Genomic DNA, 15,081 nt, shown 5'->3' with positions numbered 1-15,081 from the left:
CCCGGTCAACCGGGCTGCGCCTGCCGCTCGGGCACCGGAGTCCGCGCCGGGGCCACCTCTCGCACCGGCCCCCGCAGCCGCCGCGCCGCCAGCACCGCCACCCCCGCACAGCCGGCCAGGACCGCGCACACCGGCCAGAGCAGATCGGGCGCGGCTGCGTAGAGTGCGCCGCCGAGCGGCGGGGCCAGCACCTGGCCGCTGATGGACGCCCCCGCGTAGAGGCTCTGGAAGCGGCCCTGCACATGGCTGGGTGCCTGGTCGGCGACGTACGCCGTGGCGGTGGACTTGTACAGGACCTCGCCGGCGGTCAGCGACACCATCATGGTGACGGCGAACAGCACGCCGGCCCCCGGGATCAGTGCCGCGTATCCCAGCCCCACCAGCAGCAGCCCGGTACCCACGATGCTCAGCGGAGCCCGTCGGCGCAGCGCGTGCGCCACCGGGAGTTCGAGGCAGAGGATGACGCCGCCGTTGATGGCGAGCAGCCACCCGTAGAACTGGGCGCTGCGGCCGTGATCGGCGAGGAACACGGGCAGGGTGGAGTACTGCTGCCGGTAGACGAAGTCGACACAGAGGATCGCGGCGAGCAGCACCGGCACCGCGGGTCTGACCCGCAGCTCCCGCCAGAGCCCTGGTGCGCCGGGGTCGTGCGCCGGCCGGGTGTGTACGGTGCCGCGAGCCGGGAGCACCTTCGATGCGTATGCGGCGAAGAGCAGCGTCCCGAGGCCGTCGGCGACGAACAGCGGGCCGTACGAGAAGTGGGCGGCGATCAGTGCGCCGAGCGGTGGGCCGACGGCGAAGGCGGCGTTGCTCCCGGCGCGCATCAGGGCGAAGCTCTGACGCCTGCCGCCCTCGGGGACGGAGACGGCGACGAGGGCCGCGTTGGCGGCACGTACGACGCCTGCCGCGTACTGTGCGAGCGGCAGCACCCCGTACATCGCGGCGACCGGCAGGACCGGCAGGATGACGAGCGCCGCGCCGCTCACCAGCGCGCCCGTCAGGAGCATCCGGCGGTGACCGTAGTGGTCGCCGAACCAGCCGCCGGTGAAGTTGCCGGCGACCAGACCGATGCCGCCGATGCCCGCGATCACTCCGGCCTGCGGCACGGTGAGTCCGCGCGGTCCGGTCAGATAGACGAAGAGATAGACGAAGGTGAAGCTGACGACTGCGTTGAGGAAACCTCCCAAGGCCAGCAGCCGTACCGTCCGTGGTACGTCCCGCACCATCCCGAAGATCCTCATCCGCAGCACCCTCCCCCAGTGAGTTCCTTTTGGGAACGGACTATGGCAGCATGCACTCCGCAGGTCAATCCGGTAAGGGGCGGCCTCGGCACGAGCAAGAACGGAAGAAGACGAAGTCATGCCGCAGCGCACCAGCCTGTCCGACGCCGACTGCGCGATCGCCCAGGCCCTCGATGTCGTCGGCGACTGGTGGACCCTGCTGATCGTGCGCGACACCGCGCGCGGGGTGCACCGCTTCGACGCGCTCCAGCACGAGCTGGGCATGTCCCGCAAGGTGCTCACCGAGCGGCTGCGGCTGCTGGTGGACGCGGGCGTACTGTCCCGGGATCCGTACCAGGACCGCCCGGTCCGGTACGAGTACCGGCTCACCCCGCGCGGCCGCGCGCTGCTGCCGGTACTGATCGCGCTCCAGGACTGGGGCGACACCTGGGTGATGGGAGACGGGGAGACGATGGCGACGGCCACGGAGGCGTCCAAGGAGGCGGCGCGGGTCCACGCCCTGGTAGGCACCCGACTGCCGGAGCTTCAACTCCTCGACTACGACGGCGTGTTGCGCGACCCGGTCGCCGACACCCCGCACACCGTCCTGTACTGCTTCCCCGGCGCGTACGCCCGCCGGGACGCCTACCCGCCGGGCTGGGCCGAGATCCCGGGCGCGAGCGGCTGCACCCTCGAATCCTGCACGTACCGCGACCAGTTGGCCGAGTTCACCGCAGCGGGGGCGACGGTGCACGGAGTTTCCACCCAACGCCCCGACGAGCAGCGGGCGTTCGCCGACGCGGAGGGGCTGCGCTTCCCGCTCCTGTCCGACGCGGAACTGGAACTTGCGGCGGCGCTTCGACTGCCGACGTTCCGGGCGGCGGGAGTCAGCCGGCTGAAGCGGCTGACCCTGGTCGTGGACCGGGACCGGACAGTCCGCGAGGCGCTGTATCCGATCACGGACATCGCGGCGAGCGTGCAGGCGGCCTTGGCGGCGGTCCGCCGCTGACATCCCGACGCCCGCCCGGGGCCGCCCCGCCGCCGAACCCGTCGGCGCCGGGGCGGCCGACGCTGTCAGCCGATGATCCGCGCCAGCATCTCCCGCGCGTACGCCGCGTCGTAGGTCCCGCCCGTCAGCAGCACCTGCAGACAGATCCCGTCCATCAGCGCGATCAGTGCCCGCGCGGTGGCCGGGTCGGTGCGCCCGGCCAGCAGCTCGGCGGTGACATCCGTCCACTCGGCGGCGACCGGCTGCAGCACGGGCCGGCGCAGCGCCGCCAGGTAGAGCTCGTACTCCAGCTCCAGGCGCCCGCGCCCGCCGGAGAACCACTCCCCCAGCAGCCGGGCCAGCGCCTCGGCGAGATCCGCGTCCGGGGCGAGGAGCGCCTCGCTCTCCCGCATGGCCCGGGAGAAATTCTCGTTCGAGCGGCGCAGCGCGGCGACCAATAGCTCGTCGAGCGAGGCGAAGTGATACGTCGTCGAGCCGAGCGGCACATCCGCCTCGGCGGCGACGGAACGATGACTGAGCCCCGCGATGCCCTTGGTACCGACCACCCGGATCGCCGCATCGATGATGCGGCCGCGCCGCTCGGGGTCGTACCGGCGGGCCATCAGTGCGCTCCGCCCAGGTTGAGCACGACCACACCGGCAATGATCAGCGCGATACCCACCACCTTGACCAGGTTCCCGGACTCGCCCATGAAGAGGACCCCTATGCCGGCGACCGCCGCCGTGCCGATCCCGGCCCAGATGGCATAGGCGGTACCCATGGACAGCGTCTTCAGGGTCTGCGCGAGCAGCGAGAAGGCGAGCAGATAGCCGACGACGGTGATGAGCGAGGGCCAGAGCCGGGTGAAGCCCTCGCTGTACTTCATGGCCGTCGTCCCGGCCACCTCCGCCGCAATGGCCGCGGCCAGCAGTCCGTATCCCATGTGTACGAGTGTACGCATCGTTGCGTACACTCGTACACATACCCGGGCGCACAGAAGGGATCCGCTGCCCCACCAGGAGCGCTACCGTGTCCCGACCAGCACATGGACCCCGACACAACGGAGCAGCAGTGGCGCAGGACGCAGGGTGGGGCGGCGGACCCGGGGGCCCGCCGTACGGAGGACCCCCGTACGGAGGACCCCCCGGACCACCGGGATGGGGCGGGTGGATGCCGCCGCCGAAGCCGGGGGTGATACCGCTCGCGCCACTGAGCCTCGGGGACATACTCGGCGGCGCGTTCTCCACGATGGGCCGCTACTGGAAGCAGCTCTTCGGCATCGGCGCGGCCGTGTACGGCGGGGCCGTCGTCGTGGTCGGCGCGGCGGTCGCGATCGCGTACTCCGCGGTCAGCGACCATCTGCACCGGGTCGTCGAGCTCTCCGCCGAGGAGAGCGCGTCCACGGAGGACATCGCCCCGCTGGTGATCGCCTTCGGCGCCGTCTGGCTGGTCGCCCTCGTGTCGCTCATGATCGGCACCGCCATGATGTACGCGACCGTACCGGCGGTCCTGCAGGACGCTGTCCTGGGGCGGCGGACCACGTTCGGCATCATCTGGCGCCGGGCCTGGGCCCGCGTACCGGCGGTCATCGGCACGGTGATCCTGACCGGGCTGATCACATTGATCCCATTCGTCTTCATGATGGTCGCCATGGTGTCCGCCATCGTCGCGGCCGTCGGCCTGGATGCCGGGTCCGGCGCCGCGGCGCTGATCTCGCTCGGCTTCCTCGGCGCCCTGGCGACGTTCCCGCTGGCGGCCTGGCTCTGGGTGAAGTTCTCCCTGGCCCCGTCCGCCGTCGTCTTCGAGGGACAGAGCCCGATCTCGGCGCTGCGCCGCTCCTCGCAGCTGGTACGCGGCGACTGGTGGCGGATCTTCGGCATCTCGCTGCTGGCGCTGATCATGGCGGCGGTGGGGAGCTACATCATCCAGATACCGTTCTCGTTCCTCGGCCTGTTCCCGGGCATGGTCAGCACGGCGAACCTGGACTCCGACCCGAGCGTCGCGGCCGTCATCGTCGCCGTGAGCGGCTACCTGGTGGCCATGCTGCTGGGCCAGCTGATCGGCCAGCTCGTCTCGGCGACGTTCCCGCAGCTGGTGACCGGGCTGCTGTACGTGGACCGGCGGATGCGCAACGAGAACCTGGGCCCGGTCCTCGCCGAAGCGGCCGCCGCGCCCCCGCAGTTCGGTCCGTGAGCGCGGGTCGCGCCGCTCAGTCGATGAGCGAGTTCTTCGGGCTCAGCACGCAGAACTCGTTCCCCTCGGGGTCCGCCAGCACCACCCAGCCCACATCGGCCGCCTGGCCGACGTCCAGCCGGGTGGCCCCGAGGCCGATGATGCGCGCGACCTCCACGGCCTGGTCGTCGGGGGCGAGATCGATGTGCAGCCGGTTCTTGACCGCCTTCTCCTCGGGTACGGGGACGAAGGTGATGCCGGGCACGGCGTCCTTGTCGGCGCCGATGACGATTTCGTCGTCGGCCTCGAACAGCACCGTCCAGTCCAGCACCCGGCACCAGAACCGGGCCTGCGACGGCAGATCGTGGGCGTCGACGACGATGGAGTAAAAGGAAACGGCCATGACCGCCAGTCTGCCCGGCGGTCATGGCCGTTCGCCACACGATGACGGCCTTCACCCCACTGCCGGCCACCTTGTCGAAGTCGGTGACGGGCACGATCAGCGTCTTGCCGCCGCCCTTCGGAGGTACGAGCGGCGCCCGGAAGCCGAGGTACGCGGTGGGGGTCGAGCCGGGTGCGTACTCCAGTCCCTCGATGTTGAACCCGTCGATCTGCTTGGGCACTTGACCGCTCGCCGTGCCTGCGGCCGAACGGCTGTACAACCGGAGCGTGTTGGACTCGTCGTCGGCCGCCACCGCATATCCGCCGCCGACATCGACGGCCGCCGAGGCGTCGGAGGACCCGGTGAGATAGCGCGTGTCGGTGGGGTTCCGCACGGCGGCGGACGCGGCGCAGGGCAGCGTTTTGGCGGCAGTCCTGCCGCCGAGCCCGCGTGACCTCGACGGTGAGGTCCGTGTGACCGCGGACGTGCGCGGCGACCGCGAGCTGCCGGGTGGCGCCGGTTCCCGTCACGGTCGCATCACCGGTTCCGGCGACGGACGACGTCGTACTGGTAGGAGGCAGACAGCATGAGCGTCGGCGTCCCGTGACTCGCCGCGTGCGCGGGGGCGTTGCCCCCCGAGGGCGGCGAGCGCGAGAACGCCGGCCGCGGCGGCGGTCGCCCGGCGGCTCCGGGGCGAAAGCCGATGCAGCACAGCGTGCCTCTCGTCGGCGTGATGTCGACGAGCAGGTTCCGGCTCCCGCACCAACGGCGGACCCACATCATGCGACCGGCGGACGAACGACGCCGAACGGCCCCCGGCTCGAGCGGGGGGCCGTTCGGAAGCACAGAGGATCAGACGTTGAAGCCGAGCGCGCGCAGCTGCTCGCGCCCGTCGTCCGTGATCTTGTCGGGGCCCCACGGCGGCATCCAGACCCAGTTGATCCGCAGCTCGTTGACGAGGCCGTCGGTTGCGGACTTCGCCTGGTCCTCGATGACATCGGTCAGCGGGCAGGCCGCGGACGTCAGGGTCATGTCGAGGGTGGCGATGTTGGCGTCGTCGATGTGGATGCCGTAGATCAGGCCCAGGTTGACGACGTCGATGCCCAGCTCGGGGTCGACGACGTCGTACAGCGCCTCCCGGACCTCCTCCTCGGAGGCCGGCTTGGTGGTAAGAGTCTCGTTCTCGCTCATGCGGTCTTCCCTTCGGACAGCGCCTTCGCCGTCGCGTCCTTCCACGCCATCCAGCTCAGCAGCGCGCACTTGACCCGGGCCGGGTACTTCGAGACACCGGCGAACGCGACCGCGTCCTCCAGCACCTCCTCCATCGCGTCGTCCGGCTCGAGCTGACCCTTCGACTGCATCAGCTCCAGGAAGGCCTCCTGGATCTTCTGAGCCTCGCCCAGCTCCTTGCCGACCAGCAGCTCGTTCAGCACGGAGGCGCTGGCCTGACTGATGGAACAGCCCTGACCCTCGTACGACACATCGGCGATGGTCTCGCCGTCGTACTTCACCCGGAGCGTGATCTCGTCTCCACACGTCGGGTTGACGTGGTGCACCTCGGCGTCGCCGTCCCGCAGGCCGCGCCCGTGGGGGTGCTTGTAGTGGTCCAGGATCACTTCCTGGTACATCGAATCAAGCTTCACCAGTCAACCCTCAGCCGAAGAAGTTCCGTACGTGCTCCAGACCGTCCACCAAGGCGTCGACCTCGGCAGGCGTGGAGTACAGATAGAACGACGCTCGCGTCGTCGCAGGAATTCCGTACCGCAGGCAGACCGGCCGTGCGCAGTGGTGTCCGACCCGGACCGCGATGCCCTGCTCGTCGAGGACCTGGCCCACGTCGTGCGGGTGGATGTCGCCGAGCGTGAAGGAGATCGTGGCGCCGCGATCCTCCGCGGTGGACGGGCCGATGATCCTCAGGTCCGGGACCTCCAGGAGGCGCTTCACCGCGTACTCGGTGATCGCGTGCTCATGCTGGAAGATCTTGTCCATGCCGATCGCCGAGAGGTAGTCCACGGCCGCGCCGAGGCCGACGGCCTGCGCGATCGGGGGCGTACCCGCCTCGAACTTGTGCGGCGCCGGGGCGTATGTCGACGAGTGCATCGACACGGTCTCGATCATCTCGCCGCCACCGAGGAACGGCGGCAGGTCCTCCAGGAGCTCCTGCCGTCCCCAGAGCACGCCGATACCGGTCGGGCCGACCATCTTGTGGCCGGTGAAGGCCACGAAGTCGGCCTGCAGTGCCTGCACGTCGAGCACCATGTGCGGGGCGGCCTGCGAGGCGTCGATGCAGACCAGCGCGCCGACCTGCTGGGCGCGGCGGATGATCTTCTCGACCGGGTTGATCGTGCCCATGATGTTGGAGACCAGCGTGAAGGAGACGATCTTCGTCTTCTCCGTGATGATCTCATCTATGTCGGACAGGTCGAGGCGGCCGTCGTCGGTGATGCCGAACCACTTCAGCTTCGCACCGGTGCGCTGCGCGAGCAGCTGCCACGGCACGATGTTGGAGTGGTGCTCCATCTCCGTGGTGACGATCTCGGTCTCGTGGTCCACCCGGTAGGGCTCGTCGGCCCAGCCGAGCATGTTGGCCACGAGGTTGAGCGACTCCGAGGCGTTCTTGGTGAAGATCACCTCGTTGCGGCTCGGCGCGTTGATGAAGGCGGCGACCTTGTCGCGGGCGCCTTCGTACAGCGCCGTGGCCTCCTCCGCGATCGTGTACACGCCGCGGTGGACGTTGGCGTTGTGCCGCTCGTAGTACTCGCTGAGCGCGTCGAGGACCTGGCGCGGCTTCTGCGAAGTCGCCGCACTGTCCAGGTAGACGATCTTCTTCCCGTCGTGGACCGTACGATCCAGCAGGGGGAAGTCCTTGCGGATCGCCTCGGTGTCGAGGAGGCCCGGCAGCTGTGTCACGCGGAAGCGCCACCCTTCACATATGCCTCGTAGCCCTCGTTCTCCAGCTTGTCGGCGAGCTCGGCGCCGCCGGACTCGGCAATACGACCGTTGGCGAAGACGTGCACGAAGTCGGGCTTGATGTAACGGAGGATCCGCGTGTAGTGCGTGATCAGCAGCGTGCCGACCTCGCCGGTCTCACGGACCCGGTTGACGCCCTCGGAGACGACGCGCAGGGCGTCGACGTCCAGGCCGGAGTCGGTCTCGTCGAGGATCGCGACCTTCGGCTTGAGGAGCTCCAGCTGAAGGATCTCGTGGCGCTTCTTCTCACCGCCGGAGAAGCCCTCGTTGACGTTGCGCTCGGCGAACGCGGGGTCCATCTGGAGGTCGGCCATCGTCTCCTTGACCTCCTTCACCCAGGTACGCAGCTTGGGCGCCTCGCCGCGGACGGCGGTGGCGGAGGTACGCAGGAAGTTGGAGACCGAGACACCGGGGACCTCGACCGGGTACTGCATGGCCAGGAAGAGACCGGCGCGGGCGCGCTCGTCGACGGTCATCGCCAGGACGTCCTCGCCGTCCAGGGTCACCGTGCCGCTGGTGATCGTGTACTTGGGGTGGCCTGCGAGCGAGTACGCGAGGGTCGACTTGCCGGACCCGTTGGGGCCCATGATGGCGTGGGTCTCGCCCTGCTTCACGGTCAGGTCGACGCCCTTGAGGATCTCCTTCGTGGCGTTGTCGGCCTCGACGGAGACGTGCAGGTCGCGGATTTCAAGCGTTGCCATGGGTGACTCAGGACTCCTGGGTGACGGAGACGAGCACATCGTCCCCTTCGATCTTGACGGGGTATACGGGGACGGGGCGCGTCGCGGGAAGGCCGGACGGCTTGCCGGTGCGCAGGTCGAAGCTGGAGCCGTGCAGCCAGCACTCGATCATGCAGTCCTCGACCTCTCCCTCGGACAGTGAGACGTTCGCGTGCGAGCAGATGTCGTTGATCGCGAACACCTCGCCCTCGGTACGGACGAGAGAGACCGGCGTTCCGTCGAGTTCCACCCGCTTCGGGGTGTCCTCTTCCAGCTCGCTCAGCGCACAGACTTTGACGAAGGCCATCAGACGGAAGCCTTCAGCTCGGCCTCGATCTTGTCGAGCAGACGGGCCTCGACGTCCGGCAGACCGATCTGCTGGACCAGCTCGGCGAAGAAGCCGCGCACGACGAGCCGGCGGGCCTCCTCGGCCGGGATGCCGCGGGACATCAGGTAGAAGAGCTGCTCGTCGTCGAAGCGGCCGGTCGCGGAGGCGTGGCCGGCGCCGACGATCTCGCCGGTCTCGATCTCCAGGTTCGGCACCGAGTCGACCCGCGCGCCGTCCGTGAGGACGAGGTTGCGGTTCATCTCGTAGGTGTCGGTGCCCTCGGCCTTGGCCTGGATGAGCACGTCACCGATCCACACCGCGTGCGCGCCGTCGCCCTGGAGCGCGCCCTTGTAGACGGCGTTGGACTTGCAGTGCGGGGTGTTGTGGTCGACGAAAAGGCGGTGCTCCTGGTGCTGGCTCCTGTCGGTGAAGTACAGACCGAAGAGCTCCGCCTCGCCGCCGGTGCCCGCGTAGGAGACCCGTGGGTGGAGGCGGACCAGGTCGCCGCCGAAGGTGACGACGATCGACTTGAAGGTGGCGTCCCGGCCGATCAGCGCGTTGTGCTGAGCGGCGTGGACCGCGGTGTCGTCCCAGTCCTGGACGGAGACGACGGTCAGCTTCGCACCGTCACCGAGGACGTAGTCGACGTTGCCCGCGACGACCGCGTCACCGGTGTGGTCGATGACGACCACGGCCTCGGCGAAGGCTCCCAGCTCGATGACCTGGTGGGCGTAGGCCACACCGCCCTCACCGTGCACGGCGATCCGGATCGGCTCGGCGAGCACGGCCTCCTTGGCGACCGTGATGACCGAGGCCTTCTCGAAGGACGAGTACGCCTGGGCGGCGATGCGGTCCACCGGGGTGCCCGCCCTGCCGAGCCGCGCGTCGTCGCGACCGACGGTCTCGACGGTGACGCCCTCGGGGACGTCGACCTCGACCTTGACGGCGCCACCGGTCGCGACGGCCGTGCCGTCGTGCAGGCCGCGCAGCCGCTCCAGCGGAGTGAACCGCCACTCCTCCTCGCGGCCGTGCGGGACCGGGAAGTCCGCGACGTCGAAGGACGGGGGCGCGCTCATGCGCGTGGCGACGGTCGACTCGGCGGCCACCGCGATGGACCCGGTGGTGGTGGACCCCGCCGGAATGTTCTGAGCCTCAGCCATGGCTGTCGTAGTGCTCGCTTTCTCTGTCAAAAGTCGGGGATTCGGTCATCAGGCTGTGTTAGCCGACCGAACCCTCCATCTGCAGCTCGATCAGCCGGTTGAGCTCAAGCGCGTACTCCATGGGCAGCTCGCGTGCGATCGGCTCCACGAAGCCGCGCACGATCATGGCCATGGCCTCGAACTCGGTCAGACCGCGGCTCATGAGGTAGAAGAGCTGGTCCTCGGAGACCTTGGAGACAGTGGCCTCGTGCCCCATGGACACGTCGTCCTCACGGACGTCCACGTACGGGTACGTGTCGGAGCGGGAGATCGTGTCGACCAGGAGCGCGTCGCACAGCACGTTGGACTTGGAGCCCGCGGCGCCCTCGCCGATCTCGACCAGACCGCGGTACGAGGTACGGCCGCCGCCTCGCGCCACCGACTTGGAGACGATGTTGGAGGAGGTGTTCGGCGCCATGTGGACCATCTTGGATCCGGCGTCCTGGTGCTGGCCCTCGCCCGCGAAGGCGATGGAAAGCGTCTCGCCCTTGGCGTGCTCGCCCATCAGGTAGACGGCCGGGTACTTCATGGTGACCTTGGAGCCGATGTTGCCGTCGACCCACTCCATGGTCGCGCCCTCGTACGCCACGGCGCGCTTGGTGACCAGGTTGTAGACGTTGTTCGACCAGTTCTGGATCGTCGTGTAGCGGCAGCGGCCGCCCTTCTTCACGATGATCTCGACGACGGCGGAGTGCAGCGAGTCCGAGGAGTAGATCGGCGCGGTGCAGCCCTCGACGTAGTGGACGTAGGCGTCCTCGTCGACGATGATCAGCGTCCGCTCGAACTGGCCCATGTTCTCCGTGTTGATACGGAAGTAGGCCTGCAGCGGGATGTCGACGTGGACACCCTTCGGCACGTAGATGAACGAGCCACCGGACCACACGGCCGAGTTCAGCGAGGCGAACTTGTTGTCGCCGACCGGGATGACGGTGCCGAAGTACTCCTTGAAGAGCTCCGGGTGCTCCTTCAGCGCGGTGTCCGTGTCGAGGAAGATGACGCCCTGTTCCTCCAGGTCCTCACGGATCTGGTGGTAGACGACCTCGGACTCGTACTGCGCGGCGACACCGGCGACCAGGCGCTGCTTCTCCGCCTCCGGGATACCGAGCTTGTCGTACGTGTTCTTGATGTCCTCGGGCAGGTCCTCCCAGGACTCCGCCTGCTTCTCGGTGGACCGCACGAAGTACTTGATGTTGTCGAAGTCGATGCCCGACAGGTCCGAGCCCCAGTTCGGCAGGGGCTTCTTGTCGAACAGCCGCAGGCCCTTGAGGCGGAGCTTCAGCATCCACTCGGGCTCGTTCTTCTTCGCCGAGATGTCACGTACGACAGCCTCGGAGAGGCCGCGCTTGGCCGCCGCGCCTGCCGCGTCGGAGTCGGCCCAGCCGAATTCGTACGTACCCAGACCTTCGAGCTCAGGGTGGGCAGTCTCCGTGGGGAGCGTCATGCGGGGTTCCTCCCGGCCGTGCTTGCAGATGCTGATGTGGTGGTCTGTGCGGTTGGGGGTCCGCCGCGCGGTACGAACGTCGTGCACACCCCGTCGCCGTGGGCGATGGTGGCCAGACGCTGCACATGGGTCCCGAGCAAGCTGGAGAAGACCTCCGTCTCCGCCTCGCACAGCTGCGGGAACTGCTCGGCGACATGGGCGACCGGGCAGTGGTGCTGGCACAGCTGCTCGCCCTGCTGAGGGCCGGGCGCGCTTCGCGCCGTAGCAGCGTACCCGTCGGCGGACAAGGCCTTGGCCAGCGCCTCTGTGTGCTGCGCGGGCTCCGCCGCGTCGATCGCCTCGCGGTAGGCCACCGACTGCGCGGCGGCCCTGGCGCGGACGAAGGCGACGACCGCTTCGTCGCCCGCGGTCTCGGCGATCCAGCGAAGAGCGTCGGCGGCAAGCTTGTCGTAGGACTGGTCGAAGGCGTCCCGGCCACAGTCGGTCAGGGCGAACACCTTGGCCGGACGGCCGCGGGTCCGCGCCCCGTACACCCGCTGTTCGCGGGCCTCGACGACACCGTCGGAGACGAGGGCGTCGAGATGGCGGCGGACGGCGGCCTGGGTCAGCCCGAGGCGCTTCGCCAGGTCGGCGACGGTGGACGGGCCGTGGTCCAGGATGGAGCGCGCGACCCGGTTGCGCGTCGAGCGCTCGCCGGTCGCGAGTTCCTCCTGCGGAGCCTCGCCCTGGTATTTCACAACGCCATTGTTGCGTAATTCCTCCGGCCCTGACAACCACGGTCCGAAACGATCAACGGTGGAGTTCGTCACTAAGGGTTACCTAATCCGGCCCCCGGGGACTCGCCCGCCCGGCCGCTGCCTAGACTTACCGGCCATGAAGAACGAGCCGGTCGTGCAGATCCGTGGCCTGGTGAAGCGGTACGGCGCCAAGACCGCGGTGGACGGCCTCGACCTGGACATACGCACCGGTGCGGTCACCGCCGTCCTCGGTCCCAACGGCGCCGGCAAGACCACCACCGTCGAGACCTGCGAGGGCTACCGCCGCCCCGACGCCGGGACCGTACGCGTCCTCGGCCTCGACCCGGTCGCCGCCGCCGCGGAGCTCCGCCCCCGGATCGGCGTGATGCTGCAATCGGGTGGCGTCTACTCCGGAGCGCGCGCCGACGAGATGCTCCGCCACATGGCGAAACTGCACGCCCACCCGCTCGACGTCGACGCGCTGATCGAGCGTCTCGGCCTCGGCAGCTGCGGCCGGACGACGTACCGCCGGCTCTCCGGCGGCCAGCAGCAGCGCCTCGCCCTGGCGATGGCCGTCGTCGGCCGCCCCGAGCTGGTGTTCCTGGACGAGCCGACCGCGGGCCTCGACCCGCAGGCCCGCCGCTCCACCTGGGATCTCGTACGGGAGCTGCGCGCCGACGGCGTGTCGGTCGTCCTCACCACCCACTTCATGGACGAGGCCGAGGCGCTCGCCGACGATGTCGCCATCATCGACGCGGGCCGGGTCATCGCTCAGGGCAGCCCGGAACTGCTGTGCCGCGGCGGCGCGGAGAACACCCTGCGCTTCACCGGCCGCCCCGGTCTCGACCTCGGCTCGCTGCTGAAGGCGCTGCCCGACGGCTCGCAGGCGGCCGAGCCCACCTCCGGCACGTACCGCATCACCGGCCAGGTCGACCCACAGCTGCTGGCCACCGTCACCTCCTGGTGCGCGCAGCACGGCGTGATGCCCGACGGCATCTCCGTCGAGCGTCACACCCTGGAGGACGTCTTCCTGGAACTGACCGGCAAGGAGCTGCGCGCATGAGCGCCGGTACGTACGCCCCGCGGCCCGGTGCCGCCCCGCTGCCCCGCATGATCGGTGCGCAGACCGCGCTGGAGACAAGGATGCTGCTGCGCAACGGCGAGCAGCTGCTCCTGACGGTAATCATTCCGACGCTGCTGCTGGTGCTGTTCAGCGCCGTCGACATCGTGGACACCGGCGCGGGCAGGTCCGTCGACTTCCTGGCGCCGGGCATTCTCGCGCTGGCCGTGATGTCCACCGCCTTCACCGGCCAGGCCATCGCGACGGGCTTCGAGCGGCGGTACGGCGTGCTCAAGCGCCTCGGCGCCTCACCGCTGCCCCGCTGGGGGCTGATGACCGCGAAGACCCTCGCGGTACTGGTCACCGAGGTGCTGCAGGTCGTGCTTCTGACGGTGATCGCGTTCGCGCTGGGCTGGTCGCCGCACGGCAACCCGCTCGCCGTCCTGCTGCTGCTCGTGCTCGGCACCGCCGCGTTCTCCGGGCTCGGCCTGCTGATGTCCGGGACGCTGAAGGCGGAGGCGACGCTCGCCGCCGCCAACCTGGTCTTTCTGCTGCTGCTGGTCGGCGGCGGGGTCATCGTGCCGCTGGACAAGTTCCCGGACGCGGCGCAGTCCGTGCTGGGGCTGCTGCCGATCGCGGCCCTGTCCGACGGGCTGCGGGACGTGCTCCAGCACGGCGCCTCGATGCCGTGGGGCGATCTCGGCATCCTCGCGGTCTGGACGGTGCTCGGGCTGGGCGCGGCGGCAAAGTTCTTCCGCTGGGAATGACCGGCGGCGACGACGTGCGGCATGACGTTTCGAGGTAACTCGTCCCCCTCGTGAAAGCTTGCACAAGCCGCCGCTTACGATGGTGCGCGTGCCCAAGCTGACCCGAGCCGAAGTCGCTCAAGCCGCGCGGAACCCGCTCCTCTTCATCGCCGAACGCTGGACCCCGTCCCCCCGGACGGTCCGCCGCGCGGCGATGTCTGCCGTCGTGATGGCCGTCGTCATCGTGGTCACCGGCGGTGCGGTGCGGCTGACCGGCTCCGGTCTCGGCTGCCCCACCTGGCCCAAGTGCACCGACGAGTCCCTGACGGCAACGAGCGCGATGGGCTTCCACGGCGCCATCGAGTTCGGCAACCGGATGCTCACCTACGTGCTGTGCGCGGCGGTCGGCTGGGCGATCATCGCCGCCCGCTCGGCGAAACCGTGGCGGCGCAGCGTCACCCGGCTCGGCTGGGCGCAGTTCTGGGTGGTCATGGGCAACGCCGTGCTCGGCGGCATCGTCGTGCTGGTCGGCCTCAACCCGTACACCGTCGCGGCGCACTTCCTGCTCTCCACCGCGCTGCTCACGGTCGCCGTCGTGACCTGGCAGCGGGTTCGGGAGGGCGACGCCGAGCCGCGTCCGCTGGTCGGCAAGGCGGTCTCGCAGCTGACCTGGCTGCTGGCAGTCGCGGCCGGTCTGCTGATCGCCGTCGGCACGGTCGTGACGGGTGCCGGACGGCATGCAGGCGACTCCAGCGACGTCCACCGCATCCCGCTCGACTGGAAGATGATCGCGCAGCTCCACGCCGACCTGGCCTGGGTCGTTGTGGCACTGACGGTCGCGCTCTGGTTCGTACTGAAGGCCGTCGACGCGCCGGTCGGTCCGAGGCACCGCACCCGTGATCTCTTCCTGGTACTGATGGCGCAGGGCGTGATCGGGTACGTGCAGTACTTCACCGACACCCCGGAGATCCTGGTCGGGCTGCACATGCTCGGTTCGTGCCTGGTGTGGTTCGCCGTCGTGCGGGTGATGCTCTCGCTGCGCGAGCGCCCGGGGGCGACCGCCCCGGTGCCCGCCTCCGCTGCGGAGACGCCGGAGCCCGCAGCCGCCAGCTGAGCCCT

Annotated in this window: 17 protein-coding genes and 1 pseudogene; 5 read left to right on the top strand and 13 right to left on the bottom strand. The window is 69.5% G+C overall.

Going from position 1 to position 15,081, the window contains the following annotated elements; genetic code table 11:
• Positions 1–5: 5 nt before the first annotated feature.
• A complete protein-coding gene (locus ACFU8W_RS09825) occupies positions 6–1,241 on the bottom strand; it encodes an MFS transporter (RefSeq protein WP_384034127.1) in 1,236 nt (411 codons plus the stop codon).
• A 118-nt stretch (positions 1,242–1,359) separates the two neighbouring features.
• Here ACFU8W_RS09825 and ACFU8W_RS09820 point away from each other — a divergent pair, with 118 nt between their 5' ends.
• Complete coding sequence (locus tag ACFU8W_RS09820) at positions 1,360–2,229, top strand: winged helix-turn-helix transcriptional regulator (RefSeq protein WP_384034124.1); 870 nt, start codon at positions 1,360–1,362, stop codon at positions 2,227–2,229.
• 65 nt (positions 2,230–2,294) lie between these two features.
• Here the strand turns inward: ACFU8W_RS09820 and ACFU8W_RS09815 are convergent, their stop codons facing one another.
• Together ACFU8W_RS09815 and ACFU8W_RS09810 are read right to left on the bottom strand one after the other, a co-directional pair.
• Positions 2,295–2,831: a TetR/AcrR family transcriptional regulator gene (locus ACFU8W_RS09815; RefSeq protein ID WP_384034121.1), complete on the bottom strand. Its 537-nt coding sequence runs from the start codon at positions 2,829–2,831 to the stop codon at positions 2,295–2,297.
• Positions 2,831–3,151 carry a DMT family transporter gene (locus ACFU8W_RS09810; protein WP_384034118.1) on the bottom strand — a complete coding sequence of 107 codons (321 nt, stop codon included), beginning with the start codon at positions 3,149–3,151 and terminating at the stop codon, positions 2,831–2,833. Before ACFU8W_RS09810 ends, ACFU8W_RS09815 begins: the two co-directional genes overlap by 1 nt.
• 227 nt (positions 3,152–3,378) lie before the next feature.
• Here ACFU8W_RS09810 and ACFU8W_RS09805 point away from each other — a divergent pair, with 227 nt between their 5' ends.
• Positions 3,379–4,401 (top strand): hypothetical protein, encoded by a 1,023-nt coding sequence (locus tag ACFU8W_RS09805; RefSeq protein WP_384034115.1) that lies wholly within the window; start codon positions 3,379–3,381, stop codon positions 4,399–4,401.
• 16 nt (positions 4,402–4,417) lie between these two features.
• On the opposite strand, the gene ACFU8W_RS09800 is transcribed toward ACFU8W_RS09805, so the two are convergent.
• The 10 genes and pseudogenes from ACFU8W_RS09800 to ACFU8W_RS09755 form a co-directional block, all read right to left on the bottom strand.
• Complete coding sequence (locus tag ACFU8W_RS09800; protein WP_384034112.1) at positions 4,418–4,783, bottom strand: VOC family protein; 366 nt, start codon at positions 4,781–4,783, stop codon at positions 4,418–4,420.
• A 46-nt stretch (positions 4,784–4,829) separates the two neighbouring features.
• A pseudogene (locus ACFU8W_RS09795) lies at positions 4,830–5,474 on the bottom strand (hypothetical protein); the annotation flags it as partial.
• A 140-nt stretch (positions 5,475–5,614) separates the two neighbouring features.
• A complete protein-coding gene (locus tag ACFU8W_RS09790) occupies positions 5,615–5,953 on the bottom strand; it encodes a metal-sulfur cluster assembly factor (protein ID WP_266986967.1) in 339 nt (112 codons plus the stop codon).
• Positions 5,950–6,405 (bottom strand): Fe-S cluster assembly sulfur transfer protein SufU, encoded by a 456-nt coding sequence (gene sufU, locus ACFU8W_RS09785; RefSeq protein ID WP_345514759.1) that lies wholly within the window; start codon positions 6,403–6,405, stop codon positions 5,950–5,952. Before sufU ends, ACFU8W_RS09790 begins: the two co-directional genes overlap by 4 nt.
• Before the next feature lie 10 nt (positions 6,406–6,415).
• A complete protein-coding gene (locus ACFU8W_RS09780) occupies positions 6,416–7,672 on the bottom strand; it encodes a cysteine desulfurase (RefSeq protein ID WP_345514758.1) in 1,257 nt (418 codons plus the stop codon).
• The gene (gene sufC / locus ACFU8W_RS09775; protein ID WP_345514757.1) at positions 7,669–8,433 is read right to left on the bottom strand and encodes a Fe-S cluster assembly ATPase SufC; all 765 of its coding nucleotides are present in this window, start codon (positions 8,431–8,433) and stop codon (positions 7,669–7,671) included. The genes ACFU8W_RS09780 and sufC overlap by 4 nt, the downstream gene beginning before the upstream one ends.
• Positions 8,434–8,440: 7 nt before the next feature.
• Positions 8,441–8,758 (bottom strand): bifunctional 3-phenylpropionate/cinnamic acid dioxygenase ferredoxin subunit, encoded by a 318-nt coding sequence (locus ACFU8W_RS09770; RefSeq protein WP_030919832.1) that lies wholly within the window; start codon positions 8,756–8,758, stop codon positions 8,441–8,443.
• Positions 8,758–9,939 (bottom strand): Fe-S cluster assembly protein SufD, encoded by a 1,182-nt coding sequence (sufD, locus tag ACFU8W_RS09765; RefSeq protein WP_345514754.1) that lies wholly within the window; start codon positions 9,937–9,939, stop codon positions 8,758–8,760. Before sufD ends, ACFU8W_RS09770 begins: the two co-directional genes overlap by 1 nt.
• 58 nt (positions 9,940–9,997) lie before the next feature.
• Positions 9,998–11,419 (bottom strand): Fe-S cluster assembly protein SufB, encoded by a 1,422-nt coding sequence (gene sufB / locus ACFU8W_RS09760; protein ID WP_345514753.1) that lies wholly within the window; start codon positions 11,417–11,419, stop codon positions 9,998–10,000.
• Complete coding sequence (locus tag ACFU8W_RS09755; RefSeq protein WP_384034105.1) at positions 11,416–12,156, bottom strand: helix-turn-helix transcriptional regulator; 741 nt, start codon at positions 12,154–12,156, stop codon at positions 11,416–11,418. The genes sufB and ACFU8W_RS09755 overlap by 4 nt, the downstream gene beginning before the upstream one ends.
• A gap of 136 nt (positions 12,157–12,292) precedes the next feature.
• On the opposite strand from ACFU8W_RS09755, the gene ACFU8W_RS09750 reads away from it, so the two are divergent.
• The 3 genes from ACFU8W_RS09750 to ACFU8W_RS09740 all read left to right on the top strand — a co-directional run bounded on the left by ACFU8W_RS09750 (position 12,293) and on the right by ACFU8W_RS09740 (position 15,076).
• The gene (locus ACFU8W_RS09750; protein WP_384034102.1) at positions 12,293–13,219 is read left to right on the top strand and encodes an ABC transporter ATP-binding protein; all 927 of its coding nucleotides are present in this window, start codon (positions 12,293–12,295) and stop codon (positions 13,217–13,219) included.
• Complete coding sequence (locus ACFU8W_RS09745; RefSeq protein WP_037691728.1) at positions 13,216–13,983, top strand: ABC transporter permease; 768 nt, start codon at positions 13,216–13,218, stop codon at positions 13,981–13,983. Before ACFU8W_RS09750 ends, ACFU8W_RS09745 begins: the two co-directional genes overlap by 4 nt.
• Positions 13,984–14,062: 79 nt before the next feature.
• Positions 14,063–15,076, top strand: coding sequence for a heme A synthase (locus ACFU8W_RS09740; protein ID WP_384034098.1), 1,014 nt, complete (start codon positions 14,063–14,065; stop codon positions 15,074–15,076).
• Positions 15,077–15,081: the final 5 nt, after the last annotated feature.

The organism is Streptomyces sp. NPDC057565, assembly GCF_042801455.1.
Lineage (GTDB): Bacteria > Actinomycetota > Actinomycetes > Streptomycetales > Streptomycetaceae > Streptomyces > Streptomyces yanii.
The sequence above is the reverse complement of the archived record's forward strand: the minus strand, read 5'-3'. Positions and strand labels throughout refer to the sequence as shown.